Here is a 16,171-nt window from a genome sequence, read left to right on the forward strand (position 1 = left end):
TCCCTCCCGCGATGGCTCGCCAGCGTATCGGTCGGCCGCCGATCGCACCGACCCGGACCGCGGCCTCGTCGAGGTCCGCGGACTGGTCGAGGAGCGCGGATGTCCCGTCAGCCGGCCCCCCGCTCCGCCGCGGCGCCGTGCCGTACCCGTTCGCGCAGCGCCAGCAGACCACCGACGGCGTCCATGGCAGGGCTGGGTACACCGGTACGGCGAGCCAGCTCCCGGACGGCACCGAGGATGGCGTCCGTCTCCAGCCGCCGTCCGCGGTCCGCGTCCTGGAGCATCGACGTGCGGAACGCGCCCAACCGCCGCGCGATGTCCAGCCGTTCGTCCGCCGACATCGCGGTGTCGATGCCGAGCCGCGCCCCGACGCCGGCCGCCTCGGTGAACACGGCCGCGCACAGCCCGCGTACGTCGGGGTCGTCCAGGATGTCGATCACGGTCGCCCCGGTCAGCGCGCTGATCGGGTTGAGGTTGACGTTGCCGAGCAGCTTCTCCCAGACCGCGGTGCGGATGTCCGCGCTGGCCCGTGCCCGCACCGGGCCGCTCTCCAGGGCCTTCGCACAGCGCTCGACGCGGTGGGACGTACCGCCGAGCGGGTCACCGACGATCAGCAGATCGCCGCTGGTGTGGGTGACCTCGCCGGGCGCGGGCACGGAGCTGCTGAAGTGGGCGACACCGGCCATGACCCGTGCGGGCGGCAGCAGTTCGAGCAGCGCGCCGTCCGGGTCCACCGAGTGGATCACCTGCTCCGGGACGTCCCCGACAGTGGCCAGCAGCCACCACGGGACACCGTTCGCGACGACGAGCACGTCCGCCCCGGCCTCGATCCACGGTCGTACGGTGGCCAGCGCGGCGGCCTGGTCCTGGCTCTTGACGCAGGTCACCACGAGGTCCGGTACGCCGAGTCGTGCGGGATCGTGGGAGGTGGTCAGCCGGTACAGCTCCGTACGGCCGTTGCCGCGCAGCAGCAGCCCGTGCTCGCTGATGGCGTTGAGATGGGCACCGGGGGAGCCCAGGAGGGAGACGTCGGCGCCGGAGGGGAGGAAGGACGCGGCGAGGGTGGCTCCGACGGCGCCGGGACCGACGATGGTGATCTTCATGGCAGTCGCCTCAGCTCCGGTAGGACGGGTCGATACGGTCGATCTTGCGCCGCAGTGCCTCGAACAGGGTCCGGCCCGCTTGCGTGCGGTCGCCGAGCTGGAAGGACTCCCGCGTGGACTGGACGGCGGCCTCGTGGCCGACCTTCGCCAACGGCCGGCCCGCGAACGTGGCGGCGAGCTGGATCTCGCAGGCCCGCTGCAACGTCCACAGTGCGGCGAAGGCCGCGGGCAGGGTCGGGCCGAGCGCCAGCAGACCGTGGTTGCGCAGGATCAGCAGCGGGCGGTCACCCAGGTCCGCCGCGAGCCGCTCCCGCTCGCCGGGGTTGACGGTGATGCCCTCGAAGTCGTGGTAGGCGACCAGGTTGTGCAGCTGCGCCGCGTAGAAGTTGTCCGGGTCGAGTCCGTCGGCGAGACACGCGACCGCGCTGCCCGCCGTGGTGTGGGTGTGCATCACGCAGTGCGCGTCGGGGCGGCTCGTGTGCAGGGCGGTGTGGATCAGCAGCCCGGCCTCGTTCACCGGCCACTCGGAGTCCGAGAGGATCCGTCCCTCGTGGTCGATCTTGACGAGGTTCGACGCCGTCACCTCGTGGTAGAGCAGGCCGAACGGGTTGATCAGGAGGGCGTTCTCCTCGCCGGGCACCCGCAGCGTGATGTGGTTGAAGACCATCTCGACCCACCCGAGGTGGTCGAAGACCCGGTAGCAGGCCGCGAGTTCGAGCCTGGCCCGCCACTCGGCGTCGCTCATCGACGCGGGCGGCGGCGGGACGGGCAGAGCTGTCGCAAGAGTCACCGTGGCTCCTTCGGTCGGGACGCGTACGAACCCCGGCCGTGGTCGGTGCCGGTCGGGCTCACATCGAGCATGCGGCTACGGACTCCCCAGGGATATGGCGGAACGTACAGTCGGGGGTGTGCGTCGATGTCGGATCGGACATCGCCTGGCCCATGCCGGGCCGCCCCGTGGGTGTCCCGGCCGAGGAGGAGCGCGGATGCCGTCGCTGCCGCTCAGCAGACTGGTCGGCGCCCTGCCGGAGGGCGCGGTCTCCGTCGTCGCCGAGGGCCGCGCCGGCCCGATGGCCGTCACCGGCGTCGAACTCCTGGACACACCGGAGGCCCTCGGCGACGTGCCACCGGGCCGGCTGCTGCTCGCCGTCGGACTCGACCCGACCGGTGACGGTGTGCAGGACGCGGTGCGTACCGCGGCCCGGTGCTCGGGGGTGCTGGCGGTCAAGTGCGGGCGCCCGGCACCCTCCGGTCTCATGGTGAGCGCGGCGGAGCGCGACGTGGCCGTCCTTGCCGTCGATCCACAGGTGCCGTGGAGCAGGGTCCAGCGCACGGTCGGCACCCTGCTCGACGGCGCCCGGCCCGGCGAGGACCGCTTCACGGGCGGCGACCTGTTCTCGCTGGCCGACGCCGTCGCCGCGATCATGGGCGGCGCCGTCGCCGTCATGGACGTCCACCGGGTCGTCGTCGCCTACTCCACGCTGCCCGACCAGCCCATCGACGACACCCGCCGACGCGGCATCCTCAGCCGGCAGGTGCCCGAGGACGCCGTCGCCGACCACCTCGACAGCGAGTTGTGGCGCGGCGACGCGGTCGTCACCCACCGCCGGCCCGGCGATCTGCCCCGGATGGCCGTGGCCGTACGGGCCGGACAGGACGTCCTCGGCTCACTGTGGGTGGCCTTCCCGTCCACCGGGCCGACCGGCGACCACGAGGCCACGCTGCGGGAGGCCGCCGGGGTCGCCGCCCTGCACATGCTCGCGCTGCGCCGCCAGACCGACGCCGACCAGGACAGCCGTAACCGTGCCCTGCGAGCCGTCCTCGACAGTCCGCCCGACGCGAGCCCTGCGACAACGGCGGATCCGGGTGCCGTGGACCCGGGAGCCACGGTCCCTGGAGCCGCGCCCGGCTTCCGCCTCCCCGGCGTGCTGCTCGGGCTGGCCGCACCCGCGGCCCCGGACGGCGACGGTGACGTCGGTGACCCGCGACGCCGCGCCGACCTGCTGCGGATGCTGGACCTCGTGGCGGTCGACGGCCGCTCCCTCGGCTACGAACCGGCCGTGGCCGTCGTCGGTGACCGGCTCTACGCCCTGCTGCCCGCGGTCGTCACCGCCGCGGTCCCCGTCGAGCAGCTGATCGACCATCTGCTCCAGCGCGCCCACCGCACCCTGCGGCGCCCGTACACGGCCGTCCGCTCCGCCGACGTCACCTCGCCCGACGGACTGCGCGCGGCCCGCCGGGACATCGACGCAGCGCTGGACCACCTGCACGAGTCGGGGGCACCGCCGGGCTCGCACCACACGGAGGAGCTGCGCGCCGACCTGGTACTGCGGCGGCTGCTGCACACGGTCCGCCACCGCGCCGAACTCCGTACCGGCACCGCCGGGCGCATCGCCGCGTACGACGCCGAGCACGGCACCGACCATCTCGCCACCCTCGCCGCGTACTTCTGGCACTTCGGCGAGGTGGCACCGGCGAGCGGGGCGCTGCACATCCACCAGAACACCCTGCGGCAGCGACTGCGCAGGGCGGAGCGGGAGTTCGGGCTCGATCTGCGGGATCCGGCGCAGCGGCTGGTACTGGCGGTGGAGGTCGCGGCGGTGGGGCCCGGAGCGGTGCCCGCCGCCCCCGTCACCCCGGCCCCGTCGTGAACCCGCGTCCCCCCAAGCCCGCCGAGATCCCCTCCGCCGCCGTCCGCAGCGCCGGCAGGAAACCCTCGATGTCGCCGCGGCCGAGTCGCGTCCCCGGCCCCGAGACCGTCACCGACGCGACGCACACACCGTGGGTGTCGTGGATCGGCATGCCGATCGCGTGCACCTCGGTCGCGCTCTCCTCGAAGTTGAGGGCGTAGCCCCGCTCACGGGCCACGGCGAGATCGGCCAGCAGGGCGTCCAGGTCGGGCAGGGTCCCGGGCGTCAGGCGGCTGAGGCCTCCGGGGTAGCGCGCCCGTACCGTCTCCGCGGGGAGTTCCGCCAGCAGTGCCTTGCCCGCCGCCGTCCCGTACGCGGGCACGTGGTCGCCCGTGCGCGGGGCGACCCGCAGGGTGCGGGGTCCTTCGACGCCGTCGAGGAAGAGGACGTCGGGGCCGTCCAGGACCAGCAGGTTCGACGTCTCCTGGCTGGCGTCGCGGAGCGCTTCCAGATACGGGCGGGCGATCCGGATCAGCGCCCGTTCGTCGGTGACTCCGTGGGCCAGCGCGAGGACGGCGGGCCCGAGCCGGTACCGGCGCCCGCCGGGCTCCTGCTCCACAAAGCCGTAGCTGCGCAGTGTGGACAGCAGCCGGTGTGCCGTCGAGCGGGCGATGCCCAGATGGTCACTGACATCCGTGAGACGCACGGAATCGCGGCCCCGCAGATAGAGCAACGTGCGCAGGGCGTTCCCCACCGAGGCGGCACCGTACGGATCCACGGAGTTGTTCGACATAGCAGAAACTCTAGACGAGGTGTTCCGCACCGTGGGAGTTCTCCCTACCGTGTGGCTTCGGGATCAACGCACCGCTCGCCGCTCAGGAGACTCCCGATGCCACCTGGAACACCGGACACGCCACCCCCCGTCACGGCCCCGCCGAGCCTGTCCGTCGAAACCCCGGGCCGCAGGATCAAGCCCTGGCACAGCCTGTGGCTTCTGCTGCTGCTCGGCTGGACGGTGAGCGCGGCCGACCGCGCGGTCACAGGCCCCGTCGTCACCTGGATGATCGACAACGGCGTCGGGTTCCTCGCCGAGGCCGACCGTCCCTACGCCCTCGGCGGTCTCATCGGCGGCCTGTTCTTCGCCGGCTACATGCTCACGCAGTTCCCCGGGGGCTACCTGGGCGACCGCTACGGTCACCGGACGCTGGTCGTGGTGAGCCTGGTCTGGGCCGGCATCGCCACCGTGGTCACCGGATTCGTCGGCGGACTCGTGGCGTTCATCGTCGTACGCGTGGTCACCGGCCTCGGCGAAGGCGCCTACTACTCCAACGACCGCACGATCATCAGCGAGGCCACCCCCGAGCGTCACCGCAGCCTCGGTATGGGCGTCGTCATCACCGGTCTGGCGCTCGGCATCACCATCGCCATCATCTTCACTCCGCACTTCACGGACTTCGGCAAGATCTGGCTCTCCGACGTCGACGCCTGGCGGATGGCCTTCTGGATCCTCGGTACCGCCACCCTCCTGGTGGCCGGCGCGATCGCCTGGCGGTTCCGCGCCCACCTCAGCGCACGGGTCGTCGGCCGTGCCACGCTCCACCTGGCCGCCTACTCGGTCGTCTCCCTCGCGCTCATCATGGCGATCTACCTGCTGGGCACCGAGGCCGGTCTGTCGGACCTGTGGATCGCCGTACTGGAAGTCGTCCTCGCCGTCGGTGTCGTGCTGTTCGCGCTGGCCCGCAAGGGCGAGGAACTCGGGCCCGTCCTGAAGAACCGCAGCCTCTTCCTGATCTACCTCTCCTACATCGCCGTGCTGTGGAACCTCTGGTTCTTCAGCTTCTGGTCGGTGTCGATCGTCGCGGGTGCCGCCGACTCCTCCTTCGCCAACGCCGCCCTCACCGCCGGGTTCAACGCGGGCGCCGGCATCCTCGGTTTCCCCGTCGGTGGCTGGCTCTCGGACTACGCGGTGCGCCGCGGCTGGGGCCGCAAGCCCATGCTGCTGTCCTTCACCGGCGTCCAGGCCGTCCTCACCGTCGTCTTCGCCTGGTACCTCTCGGCGGCCGAGAAGCCCTCACTGCTCATCATGGGTCTGCTGCTGTTCACCGCGAGCCTGTTCTTCAACGCGTTGCAGCCCATCGGCCACGCCCTCACCGCCGACATCGCCCCGCCCCGTCTACGCGGCTCCGCGTTCGGCATGCAGAACCTCATCGGCGAGACGGGTGCCGTGCTGTCGCCCGCCATCGGTGGCGTCCTGCGCGACCACACAGGAAGCTGGACCGCAGCGGTGTGGCTGGACGCCGGAATCATCGTCGCCGGGTTCTTCCTGCTGATCGGCGTACGGGACGCGCCGGGCGGCGGAAAGGCGGCCTGACCGGCCGGAAGGCCCCACCTCCGAACATGTCCCACACGTCGCGGCGGCACATCGCAAGGACACCAGCGACACGTCGCCACGACACCGGAGTCACCGAAGGAAACACCATGCGCACTGTGCGAGACGCCGCCTTCGACATCCTGCGCCTGCACGGCCTGACCACCCTGTTCGCCAACCCCGGCTCCACCGAGGTGGCGTTGCTCGCGGACCTGCCCGACGACCTGCACTTCGTCCTCGCCCTGCACGAGGGGTCCGTGGTCGGTGCCGCCACCGGCTGGGCCCTCGCACGCCAGGAACTCGCCCTGGTCCTGCTGCACACCACGGCCGGTCTCGGCAACGCCGTGGGCGCCCTGGCCACCGCCCGCGAGAACCGGGCTCCCATGGTGGTGCTGGTCGGCCAGCAGGACCGCAGACACCTCGCCCACGAACCCTTCCTCGCCGGACGACTGGAGGGCCTGTGCGGCGACTATCCGGTACGGGTGGAAACCCCGGCGCGCGCCCAGGACGTCCCCGGCGCCATCGGCCGCGCGGTCCACGCGGCGCGCATCGGGCGCGGCCCGGCACTGGTGGTCGTACCGATGGACGACTGGACCCGGCCGGCCGACGACCTGCCCGTACCCGCCCCCGTACGCCTGCTCCAGGCGACCGGCGCCGACGCCGGCTGTGTGGGGGAGACGGCCGAGCTCCTGAACACGGCCACCGCCCCGGCCCTCGTAGTCGGAGCCGGCGCCGATGATCCCAGGACCTGGCAGGCGCTCACCGCGCTGGCCGAACGGCTGGGGTGCCCCGTGTGGCAGGAGGCGTTCGGAGCCCGCGCCGGTTTCCCGCAGGACCATCCGCTGTTCGCCGGGCACCTTCCCCCGGAGCGCGGACGGCTGCGCGCCGTACTCGCCCCGTACGACCTGGTCGTCGCCGTGGGCGCGCCGGTGCTGCGCCAGAACCTCTACGACGACGGCGCCCTCGTCGGCGCCGGAACCCGCCTGGCGATCGTCACGGACGATCCCGCCGAGGCCCAGCGCGCCCCCGCGGACCTCGCCGTCGTCGCGCCCCTGCCTGACTTCTGCCGCCAGCTCGCCGCGGCCGTGCACCTCCGTCCCACCGACACGGCGGCACCCCGGCCCCGGGTCGGCCCACCGGCTCCCCGGTCACCGCACCAGGGTGAGCAACTGCGCGCCGCGCAGGTCCTCGCGGCACTGGCCGAACGGCTGCCGCCCCACACCGTCCTCGTCGAGGAGACCCCGTCCAGCCGCCCCGACCTGCACGCGCTCGTACCGGCCCGGCAGCCCCTCGGCTTCCTCAGCGCGGCCATGGGCGGCCTGGGCTTCGCGCTGCCCGCCGCGATCGGCGTCCGGATGGCCGCCCCACATCGCCCGGTGATCGCCGTGCTCGGCGACGGATCGTCGCTCTACCAGATCCAGGCCCTGTGGACCGCCGTCCACTACGGCGTCGGCGCGCTCTTCGTCGTCATGGCCAACGGCCGCTACGCCGTGATGGACCAGCTCGCCGACCGCCACGGCGGCAAACCGGCCTGGCCCGCGTTCGACGAGGTCAGCGTGAGCGGAATGGCCCGCTCGCTCGGCTGTGCGGCCCGCCGGGTCACCGACTGGGACACACTCCTCACCGAGTTCGACACCCTCCTGCCGGCCCTGGAGCACCGCACCGAACCCCTGCTCCTCGAAGTGGCCGTGCGACCCGACCGACCGCACCTCGAAGCCGCCACCCCTCAGCCCTCCGTGCCGCACAAGGAAGCGAACCCCAGCCATGACCATCACCCGTGAGCTCTTCATCGGCGGCAAGGACGTGCCCGCCGCCTCCGGCCGCACCACCGAGGACATCAACCCCTTCACCGGGGAGGTGTACGCGACGGTGGCCGCCGCCGGTCCGCAGGACGTGCGGCGCGCGGTGGACGCCGCCGACGCCGCGTTCCCCGCGTGGGCGGCCCTCGCCCCCTTCGCACGCCGCGCCATCTTCCTGAAGGCCGCCGACCTGCTGGACGCACGTGCCGAGCAGGTCGCCGAGCTGATGGCCCACGAGGCGGGCGGGACCACCCCGTGGGCCTACTTCAACGTCGGACTCGCCGCGAACATCCTGCGGGAGGCAGGCGCCGCCGTGACCGCCCCGCGCGGCGAGGTACTGAGCGCGCAGGAACAGGGCGCCCTGGGCCTGGCGTTGCGCGAGCCACTGGGCGTCGTGGGCGCGTTCGCGCCGTGGAACGCCCCGGTCATCCTCGGTGTGCGGGCCGTCGCGGCACCGCTCGCCGCGGGCAACACGGTGGTGGTCAAGCCGAGCGAGGACGCGCCCATCGCCTGCGGCCACCTCATCGCCGACGTACTGCGCGAGGCCGGGCTGCCGGACGGTGTCCTGAACGTGGTGACCAACGCCCGTGAGGACGCCGCCGAAGTGGCCGAGGCGCTGATCGCCGACGAGCGGGTACGGGCCGTGAACTTCACCGGCTCCACCGCCGTGGGCCGCCGTATCGGCGAGCTGTCGGCCCGTCATATCAAGCCCGCCGTACTGGAGTTGGGCGGCAAGAACGCGGTCCTGGTGCTCGACGACGCGGACGTCGACTACGCCGTCGACGCGGTGGCCTTCAGTGTGTTCATGAACGCGGGGCAGATCTGCATGTCCGGCGACCGCATCCTTGTCCACACCTCGCTGGCCGAGGAGTTCACCCGCAAGTTCGCCGCCAAGGCCGCCGCATTGCAGGCCGGTGACCCCGGTGATCCCCGTACCGTCGTCGGACCGCTGGTCAGCACCGGTGCCGCCGCGCGCGTGGCGGGCCTGGTGGAGGACGCCGTGGCCAAGGGCGCCGGGGTGGTCGTGGGCGGTGGCGCACCCGACGGTGCCGTCCACCCGGCCACCGTGCTCACCGACGTCCCGAAGGACGCCGCGATCTACCACACGGAGATCTTCGGCCCGGTCTGCGTCATCGAGACCTTCACCGACGACAACACCGCCGTCGCCCTCGCCAACGACAGTGACAACGGGCTGACCTGCGGCATCATCACCGAGAACGCCACACACGGCCTGACCGTGGCGAGCCGGATCCGCACCGGCATCGTCCACATCAACGACCAGTCCGTCGTCGACGAGCCACAGGCCCCCTTCGGCGGAGTCAAGGCCTCCGGGTACGGCCGCTTCGGCGGACGGTGGGGGATCGAGGCGTTCTCCAACACACGGTGGGTGACGGTGGCCACCCAGCAGGCCCACTATCCGTTCTGAGCCCCACCGCCCGTTCTGAAGCCCCACTGTCCGTTCTGAATTCCCGCCATCCGTCGTGGAATCCCGCTGTCCGTTGTGGAATCCCTCGTGACCGTACCCACCACGCGAATCGTTTTACGTACGATCACGATATAGTTGCTTCTCTCAACGGACTTACGGTCATGCCCGATCCAACGGCCGCCACAGCGAGGGGGGTGGACGCCATTCCGGTCCGCCCCGCCCGCATCCAGGACGTCGCCGCCGCGGCCGGCGTCTCCGTGTCGACCGTGTCCAACGTCCTCAACCGGCCCGAGCGCGTCAACGCACGCACGGCCGAGCGGGTACGCGAGGCGGTGGCCGCCCTCGACTACGTGCCCCACCCCGGAGCGGCGGGCCTGCGTACCGGTCACTCCTCGGCGATCGGCCTTGTCCTGCCCGACGTGACCAACTCCTTCTACTCGCGCATCGCCCGCGGTGCCGCCGACGCCGCCTACGACCACGGCTACTCCCTCACCCTGTGCCACAGCGGCGACGCCCCCGAGCGCGAGCAGGGCTACTTCACGATGCTGGTCGAGCAACGCGCCGTCGGGGTGGTGGTCGTCCCGCTCAGCGCCGATCCCGGTCGCCTGACGCGGCTGCGCGAGCGGGGCATCCCGCTGGTCCTGGCCGACCGCGCGATGCCCGACCGGGACGGCTGTTCGGTCTCCGTGGACGATGTCGCCGGCGGCCGGGCCGCCGTACAGCACCTCCTGGACCGAGGGGCCCGTGACCTCCTCGTCGTCAACGGCGAACGCGGCATCCGCCAGTGCACCGACCGCCACCAGGGCGCCCGCCAGGCCGTACGCAGCTGCCGCGAGGCCCGGCTCGACCAGGTCAGCGTCCCCGAGATGACGGTCGCGTACGGCATGAAGATCGCCGAACAGCTGGCGACCCTGCCGGACGGTGTGTTCTGCACCAACGACTTCCTCGCCGCCGGCCTGTGCCGCGGCCTGACCGAGCGCGGCGCACGCATCCCCGAAGACGTACAGGTCGTGGGCTACGGCGATCTCGACATCGCCAGCTTCGTCGGCACCCCGCTCACGACGGTCCGGCAACCCGTCGAGGAACTCGGCCGCGCGGCCGTGGAGATGCTGCTCGACGAGGTCGAGGCGCGCGCCGAACACGTCCACGAGACAAGGGTGTTCGCGCCCGACCTGATCCACCGGGAATCGACGCGGTCCGTGGCCGACAGTTCCGTGAGCGGGAGCTGACCTCGTCCGCCGCACCACTCAACCGGTGAACCGCAACGTCACAGGCCCCATCAACCCTGACCCGAGCTGCGAAGGAAACGCCCACGCCGTCGGGGTCGCGGCTGCGAGATACGGGGCCAGCGTGTTGTGCACGGTCACCTCGGCACGGACGGTCCGGCCCGCGCCGCCCCGCAGAGGGAAGCGGTAGGGCGCGCAGAACGCCTCTCCGACCCGCTCCCCGTCCAGCACCACCTCGACACTGCCCCGCACCCGCCCGAGATCCAGCACAGGGTCCGCACCGACGGGCAGGCGCAGCTCCCGCGTATACGTCACACCCCCGCTCCAACTGCCCAGCCCCAGCGACCTCCAGTCACCCAGGGCGACCGGCGCCGGCACGGTCCGCACCCGCACCGGGCCGCGCCACGCGGAGCCACCCCGCAGCACGGCCGTGGGTGCGGTGACCACCTGCACCTCCGCCGGTTCCGCCAGTGGCTCGGGCAGCGCGAGCGCCGTACCGTCCAGGACCTGCTCCACACCGTCGCCGACCCGCACACGAGCAGGCAGCCCCAGGGGCAGATCGAGCCCGACCGTCCCCGCCGGGACCGTGAACCGGAACCGCTGAGCCGCCTCCGTCACCTCGTCCGTGACCCGCACGGGCCACACGTCACCGCCGAGCGCCGGAGGGCCGGCGAGCCACTCGGCGTCCGGCAACGGATGCGGTCGCACCGCGGCACGGCAGTGCTGCAACTCGCCCCGGCGCGCGCCGTCCTCGACCGTACGCCCGCTCCAGCTCCCCGTCCCGACCTCCCACCCGGCACCGCTGACCAACGCGCTCACCCCGGACTCCGACCGCGCCACCAGGTCGACGAACACCCCGTCCCGCGCGTCGGCGTCATCGGCCACGACCTCCAGCGTGTGTGCGCCCGCCCCGAGCGTCAGCTCGTGCCGGAAGAACATCGGCACCGCACCCCAGTCGGACTCGTAGTACTCGACCTTCTCCTGCCGAGCGACGACGGAACCGTCCAGCAGTACGGTCACGGCGGTCGCCGCACCCACCACGAGCACCGCCTCCGCACCACCGTCCGCCGGGATCCGCAGCCCCGCCCGATAGGTCACCCGGCCCTGTGGCCGCACTCCGTCGGGCACCCGCATGAACTGCGGACGCGGCCCGAATCCGTCCGGCGCCGAAAGACAGAAGAAGCTGCCGAGCGGCGTGTCGGCGGCCGCGGAGATGGTCGACGGGCGGCTCCCGGCATCGGAGAGCTCGTATTCGAGGACGTTGCGGGGGCGGACGACGGAGACCCGTACCGTGGCCAGGTAACCGGACATGCCGGTGTCGAGACGTTCGCCGTTCCACCACACACGCTTGACCGCCTCGGCACCGACGTGCAGGTCGGCGGCGCCGAGTCTGGAGGCCTCGACGACGGCACGGACCCGGGCCACGCGCCCACCATCCGGCACCGGAACCCGTACGAACTCCTCAGGCACCAGACCCTTGTTGCCGAGCAGCCCACCGGGATCCGGCGTGCCCCGGCCGGCCGAGTACTCCGCGCACTCCCAGCCCGCGGCCAGCGGCTCCTCCCCGGCCAGGATCCGTTCGACCCGCGCGGCGTCCAGCGGCTCCGGCGCCTCGTCGCGGGGCACCGGCGGCAGGACCCGGACACGCATGCCGTAGGTCGCCCGGGCGGGCCGCCATTCGACGTCCGCACCCTCGGACTCGCTCCACCCCATGTCCCAGATCTGCGGCTCGTCGACGGACACGCCGGCGGGCAGCGCCAAGTCGCCCCAGGTGTTGTCGAGCGTGGGGACCAGCCGCCCCTGCCAACCGGTCGAGAGATCAACGGTCTCTGCCCGCAAGGGAGTTGGATCCGACGAGGACCCTGGCGCCGGCTCTGGCGGCGTCCCTTCTCGCCAAGCGACGAGGACCGCCGGCGCCCCGTCCAACGGCACGGCGATGACGGAGCGGCCGGTGCCCGTCGCCGTGACCTGCGCGGGAACGCGGGTGCCGGTGGCCGGGTTCCAGATCTCGGCCTCGGCCACCGGCGCGCGGACGGTGACCGAGGACATGTCGGCATAGCGCGAGGGATCGGCAGTGTAGTCCGCGCGCGGTCGAGGAGGACCGGCGGTGGGCGGCTCGGGCACGCCGGTGTCGGGGAACGCGCCGGTCACCAGGGCGACCGCCTCGGACCCCGACTTCCTTACCAGCAAAGGCACTTCGCCCCACGCGTACCCGGCCGAGTCGGCGACGGCCACCGCACCCGCCTCCGCGTCGCGCACTCGCTCCAGCCGCGGATGCGTCAGCAGCGCGGCCACCACACCGTCGTCGCCGGACCGTCCGGCGGCCGTGGCGGGAGGGCGCCCCACAACGATCACCCGGCCGCCGGCGTCGAGCAGTTCGGTGAGCCGGCGTGCCGTCCCCTCCTCCAGGACGCCCGCCGAAGGCAGCAGCACCGCGCGGTACGCCATGTCCCTGACGCGCAGCGCCCCGTCCGTGGCCTTGGCGCGTTGCACGGAGTCGTCGTCGATGACGTCGAAGGAGACGCGGTGTCGGTCGAGCGAACCGGCCCTGGGACAGAGCCAGTTGTTGGTGCCGCACAGGTCGAGATAGTCGCGCTGTGTCTCGTCGACCTCGGCGAATCCGGCGCCGAGCCGGCCGCTGCCGAAGTGGTGGACGGGCGCGTCCAGCGGAATGAGGGACTGCATGGTGGCGGTGGGGTGCAGGACCGCCACGTCGGCCGCGTAACCACCCCAGGACATGATCGAGCAGATCCGGGCCACGGCACGCGAGAAGGCGGGGTACTGCCGCCAGTAGGGCTGACGCCAGTCGGTGGAGGGCGGCGCCCACTCGAACCAGCCGGCCGCCGTGCCGAAGTAACTGGCGTGCGGGTTGTACAGGTTGGCGCCACTGCGCAGGAACGGCAGCAGCCAGTCGTAGGTGTCCTCCAGGGTGCCGCCCCAGCCCGACGAGTGGAACGCCTCGATCCAGACGCGCTCGTGGCCGTAGAGATGCGCCATCGACGAGTGGACCTTGGCATCACCGTGATGATCGCTGCCGACGGCGCCGTACCAGCGATGGGTGCGGAAGTAGTCCGTGTAGATCTGCGTCGACTGGGCGGGGAAGCCCGCGCGGGCCGGGTGGCTCTGGTCGGCGCCGACCAGCATGCCGTGCCGCTCGTGCCAGGCCGCGAGCGGCCGGAAGAGCGCCTCTTCGGTGAGCTCGGCGCGGACGGCGTAGTAGTCGCCCCGGATCCTCTCGGCGGCGACTTCTGCTCCGCTCTCCGGCTCGACACGCCCCGTGGTGAACAGTGCGGGCAGGTGTTCGAGCAGGTCGTAGCCTCGGCGGGCGCGGAACTGCTCGGCGAAGCGGCGGCTCCACGAGTTCGTCCCCGGCAGCTCGTCCTGGAAGCTGCCCGCGAGGACATTGCCCAGATACGCGGGCACCCGACGCTCGTACTCCCGGTGAATCACGTCCAGGAGCCGGCCGGCGGCGGTCGGGTCCAGGTAGTCGAAGGCCGTGGGTACGGCGGTGACGAGCTGGACTTCGGTGCCGTCCTCGGTGGCGATCCGCGCGCCGCCCGTCACCGTCAGCCGGCGCCCCTCCGCGTCGTACGCGCCCACCAGGGACTCGGAGTCCCGCAGGGCCACCGCGCCGTCCGTGACCGTTGCCCGGCGGTGACGCAGGGCAAGACCGGCGGCGTCCGGGTGGCGCCGGGTGACAGCGCCCTGGACATTGGCGCCGGAGAAGCCGATCTGGTCGTAGAACCACAGGCGCACACCGAGTTCCGACGCGATCTCGCAGGCGTCGGTGAACCGGGCCCACCACTCTTCGCCGAACCACGCGGGCTCGTCGGCCGGGGCGCCGAAGGTCGGCCCGGACGGCGCCAGGTTGATCACCACGAGGTTGTGGACCCCGCCTTCCACGAACCGGCGCATCTGCCATGCGATGCGCTCCCGGGTGACCCGCGCGCCCGACCACCACCACAGGGGAGTGGGACCGAAGTCCCGCGGCGGGTTCTCGAAGAGCTGCTGAAGAGCGGGAGAGATCACGCCTACGTCCTTCCGGGCGGGGGTGGGGCCGTCGCACGGGTCGATCCAGGACCTAAATCGTTTTTACGGCGTCACCACGGTAGGCGACCTGCGTTCCCGATTCCATGCCCCGGACGGCGGAGCATCTGGCTGACAGTGCGCCAGGTACCCGCGCGGGACACCTTGTTGAAACGTTTTTCGCCCCCTATATTCACTGCACCTGGCCCCCGGAGTCGCGATGTCACGAGACGACGGAGTCGCATGATGGCCCCTGCCCCCACCTCCCCGGAACCCACGTCCCCGGACCCCACCGCTCCCGAGCCGCCCACCGAGCGGCCCATCCCCAGACACCTCTGGAAGGCCGCCGCCCTGTCCGGCATGGCCTCCTACCTCGACGCCGGACTCATCGTCAGCATCTCCGTCAACCTCGCGATCTACCGCGACAGTTACGACATGGGCGTGTGGATGGCGGGCGCGATCAGCGCGATCGTCACCGGCTGTATCGCCGTCGGATCCCTGGTCGGCGGCCGGCTCGCCGACCGGTTCGGCCGTCGCCGCCTCTACAACCTGGACATCCTCGGCTTCGCCCTCGGCGCCGTGATCATCACGCTCGCACCGAACGAGTTCGTCCTGCTGGCGGGCGTGCTGATCGCCGGTCTGGCGGCAGGCGCCGATCTGCCGACGTCGCTGGCGGTGGTCTCGGACGCGGCACCCGCGTGGGCGCGCGGCAGACTCGTCGCGTTCACGCAGGTGATGTGGATGCTCGGCATCGCCGTCGCGATCTTCCTCGGCTTTGTCCTGTCGACCACCGGCATGCTCGGTGCCCGGCTGATCACCGGCCAGCTGGCCGTCGCCGCCCTGGTCACCTGGCTTCTGCGGGCCCGGCTGAAACTGCCCGACCACACGGAGCCGGAGGACTCGGTACGAGCGGCAGGCGTCCCGCGCGGTGTCGCACTGAAGAACCTCTGGACGCGGGCCGCGATGCTCCCGATGACGGCGACCTTCGTCTTCTACGTCACCTGGGGCCTCGGGGCCAACACCTTCGGCCAGTTCGGCACCTACCTCCTGGTCACCGTCAGCGATGCCTCACAGAGCCTGGCGACCGGGATCAACCTGGCCTTCATCCCGGTCGGAGTGCTGCTGACCGTCGCCTTCGTGCGGGTCGCCGACAGCCCGTGGCGGGACCGGCTGTTCTACGTGGCCGCGTTGGTGCAGGTGCTGGCGTTCGTCGTCGCGTCCCTCACCGCGGGCGCCCTCGTCGGCATGCTGGTCTTCTTCGTTCTCTACCAGCTGTCCAACCCCTTCGCGGGAGAGGCCAACTACAAGGTCTGGTCACAACTGACCCTCCCGGCCGACACACGCGCCACCACACAGGGGCTGACCTACGCCCTGTCGCGGGGTGTCTTCGCCGTCGTGGCGTTCTTCACCCCCGCGCTGGCCGACCGCAGCGCGGCCGTCCTGCTCTGGTCGATCACGGTCTGCATGGCCCTGGCGGCGTTCGCCGGCGCGTTCGTCATCCGCGTGCTGGTGCCCCGCGCCCCGGCCGTGGTCGCCGCGCACCAGGACGTCGACGCCGCCCGGACCTGAACCGTCGTCACAAGGAGCGCCGAG

At 72.1% G+C, this 16,171-nt stretch carries 10 protein-coding genes; 6 read left to right on the plus strand and 4 right to left on the minus strand.

Translation table 11 applies throughout. From position 1 onward, the window contains the following. Window positions 1–107: 107 nt before the first annotated feature. Both ACIQAC_RS32425 and ACIQAC_RS32430 read right to left on the minus strand, forming a co-directional pair. Window positions 108–1,103, minus strand: coding sequence for a ketopantoate reductase family protein (locus ACIQAC_RS32425; protein ID WP_402197391.1), 996 nt, complete (start codon window positions 1,101–1,103; stop codon window positions 108–110). A gap of 10 nt (window positions 1,104–1,113) precedes the next feature. Further along, window positions 1,114–1,893 carry a class II aldolase/adducin family protein gene (locus ACIQAC_RS32430; protein WP_402197394.1) on the minus strand — a complete coding sequence of 260 codons (780 nt, stop codon included), beginning with the start codon at window positions 1,891–1,893 and terminating at the stop codon, window positions 1,114–1,116. 196 nt (window positions 1,894–2,089) lie between these two features. Between ACIQAC_RS32430 and ACIQAC_RS32435 the strand changes: the two genes are divergently transcribed. After that, window positions 2,090–3,754 (plus strand): PucR family transcriptional regulator, encoded by a 1,665-nt coding sequence (locus ACIQAC_RS32435; protein WP_402197396.1) that lies wholly within the window; start codon window positions 2,090–2,092, stop codon window positions 3,752–3,754. Here the strand turns inward: ACIQAC_RS32435 and ACIQAC_RS32440 are convergent. Further along, window positions 3,735–4,526: an IclR family transcriptional regulator gene (locus ACIQAC_RS32440; RefSeq protein ID WP_402197399.1), complete on the minus strand. Its 792-nt coding sequence runs from the start codon at window positions 4,524–4,526 to the stop codon at window positions 3,735–3,737. The genes ACIQAC_RS32435 and ACIQAC_RS32440 overlap by 20 nt on opposite strands. Window positions 4,527–4,622: 96 nt before the next feature. Between ACIQAC_RS32440 and ACIQAC_RS32445 the strand changes: the two genes are divergently transcribed. The 4 genes from ACIQAC_RS32445 (at window position 4,623) to ACIQAC_RS32460 (ending at window position 10,555) form a co-directional block, all read left to right on the plus strand. Continuing rightward, on the plus strand, window positions 4,623–6,104 hold the full coding sequence (locus ACIQAC_RS32445) for an MFS transporter (protein WP_402197402.1): 1,482 nt from the start codon (window positions 4,623–4,625) through the stop codon (window positions 6,102–6,104). A 107-nt stretch (window positions 6,105–6,211) separates the two neighbouring features. Continuing rightward, the gene (locus ACIQAC_RS32450) at window positions 6,212–7,882 is read left to right on the plus strand and encodes a thiamine pyrophosphate-dependent enzyme (protein ID WP_402197404.1); all 1,671 of its coding nucleotides are present in this window, start codon (window positions 6,212–6,214) and stop codon (window positions 7,880–7,882) included. Further along, window positions 7,866–9,326, plus strand: coding sequence for an aldehyde dehydrogenase family protein (locus tag ACIQAC_RS32455; protein WP_402197407.1), 1,461 nt, complete (start codon window positions 7,866–7,868; stop codon window positions 9,324–9,326). Before ACIQAC_RS32450 ends, ACIQAC_RS32455 begins: the two co-directional genes overlap by 17 nt. Window positions 9,327–9,520: 194 nt before the next feature. Continuing rightward, the gene (locus ACIQAC_RS32460) at window positions 9,521–10,555 is read left to right on the plus strand and encodes a LacI family DNA-binding transcriptional regulator (RefSeq protein ID WP_402197409.1); all 1,035 of its coding nucleotides are present in this window, start codon (window positions 9,521–9,523) and stop codon (window positions 10,553–10,555) included. Between the two features lie 18 nt (window positions 10,556–10,573). On the opposite strand, the gene ACIQAC_RS32465 is transcribed toward ACIQAC_RS32460, so the two are convergent. Next, entirely contained in the window at window positions 10,574–14,581 is a 4,008-nt protein-coding gene (locus ACIQAC_RS32465) for a glycosyl hydrolase (RefSeq protein WP_402197412.1), read from the minus strand. A gap of 240 nt (window positions 14,582–14,821) precedes the next feature. Between ACIQAC_RS32465 and ACIQAC_RS32470 the strand changes: the two genes are divergently transcribed. Next, window positions 14,822–16,147, plus strand: coding sequence for an MFS transporter (locus ACIQAC_RS32470; protein WP_402197415.1), 1,326 nt, complete (start codon window positions 14,822–14,824; stop codon window positions 16,145–16,147). Window positions 16,148–16,171: the final 24 nt, after the last annotated feature.

Source organism: Streptomyces sp. NPDC088387 (genome assembly GCF_044753385.1).
Taxonomy (GTDB): Bacteria; Actinomycetota; Actinomycetes; order Streptomycetales; family Streptomycetaceae; genus Streptomyces.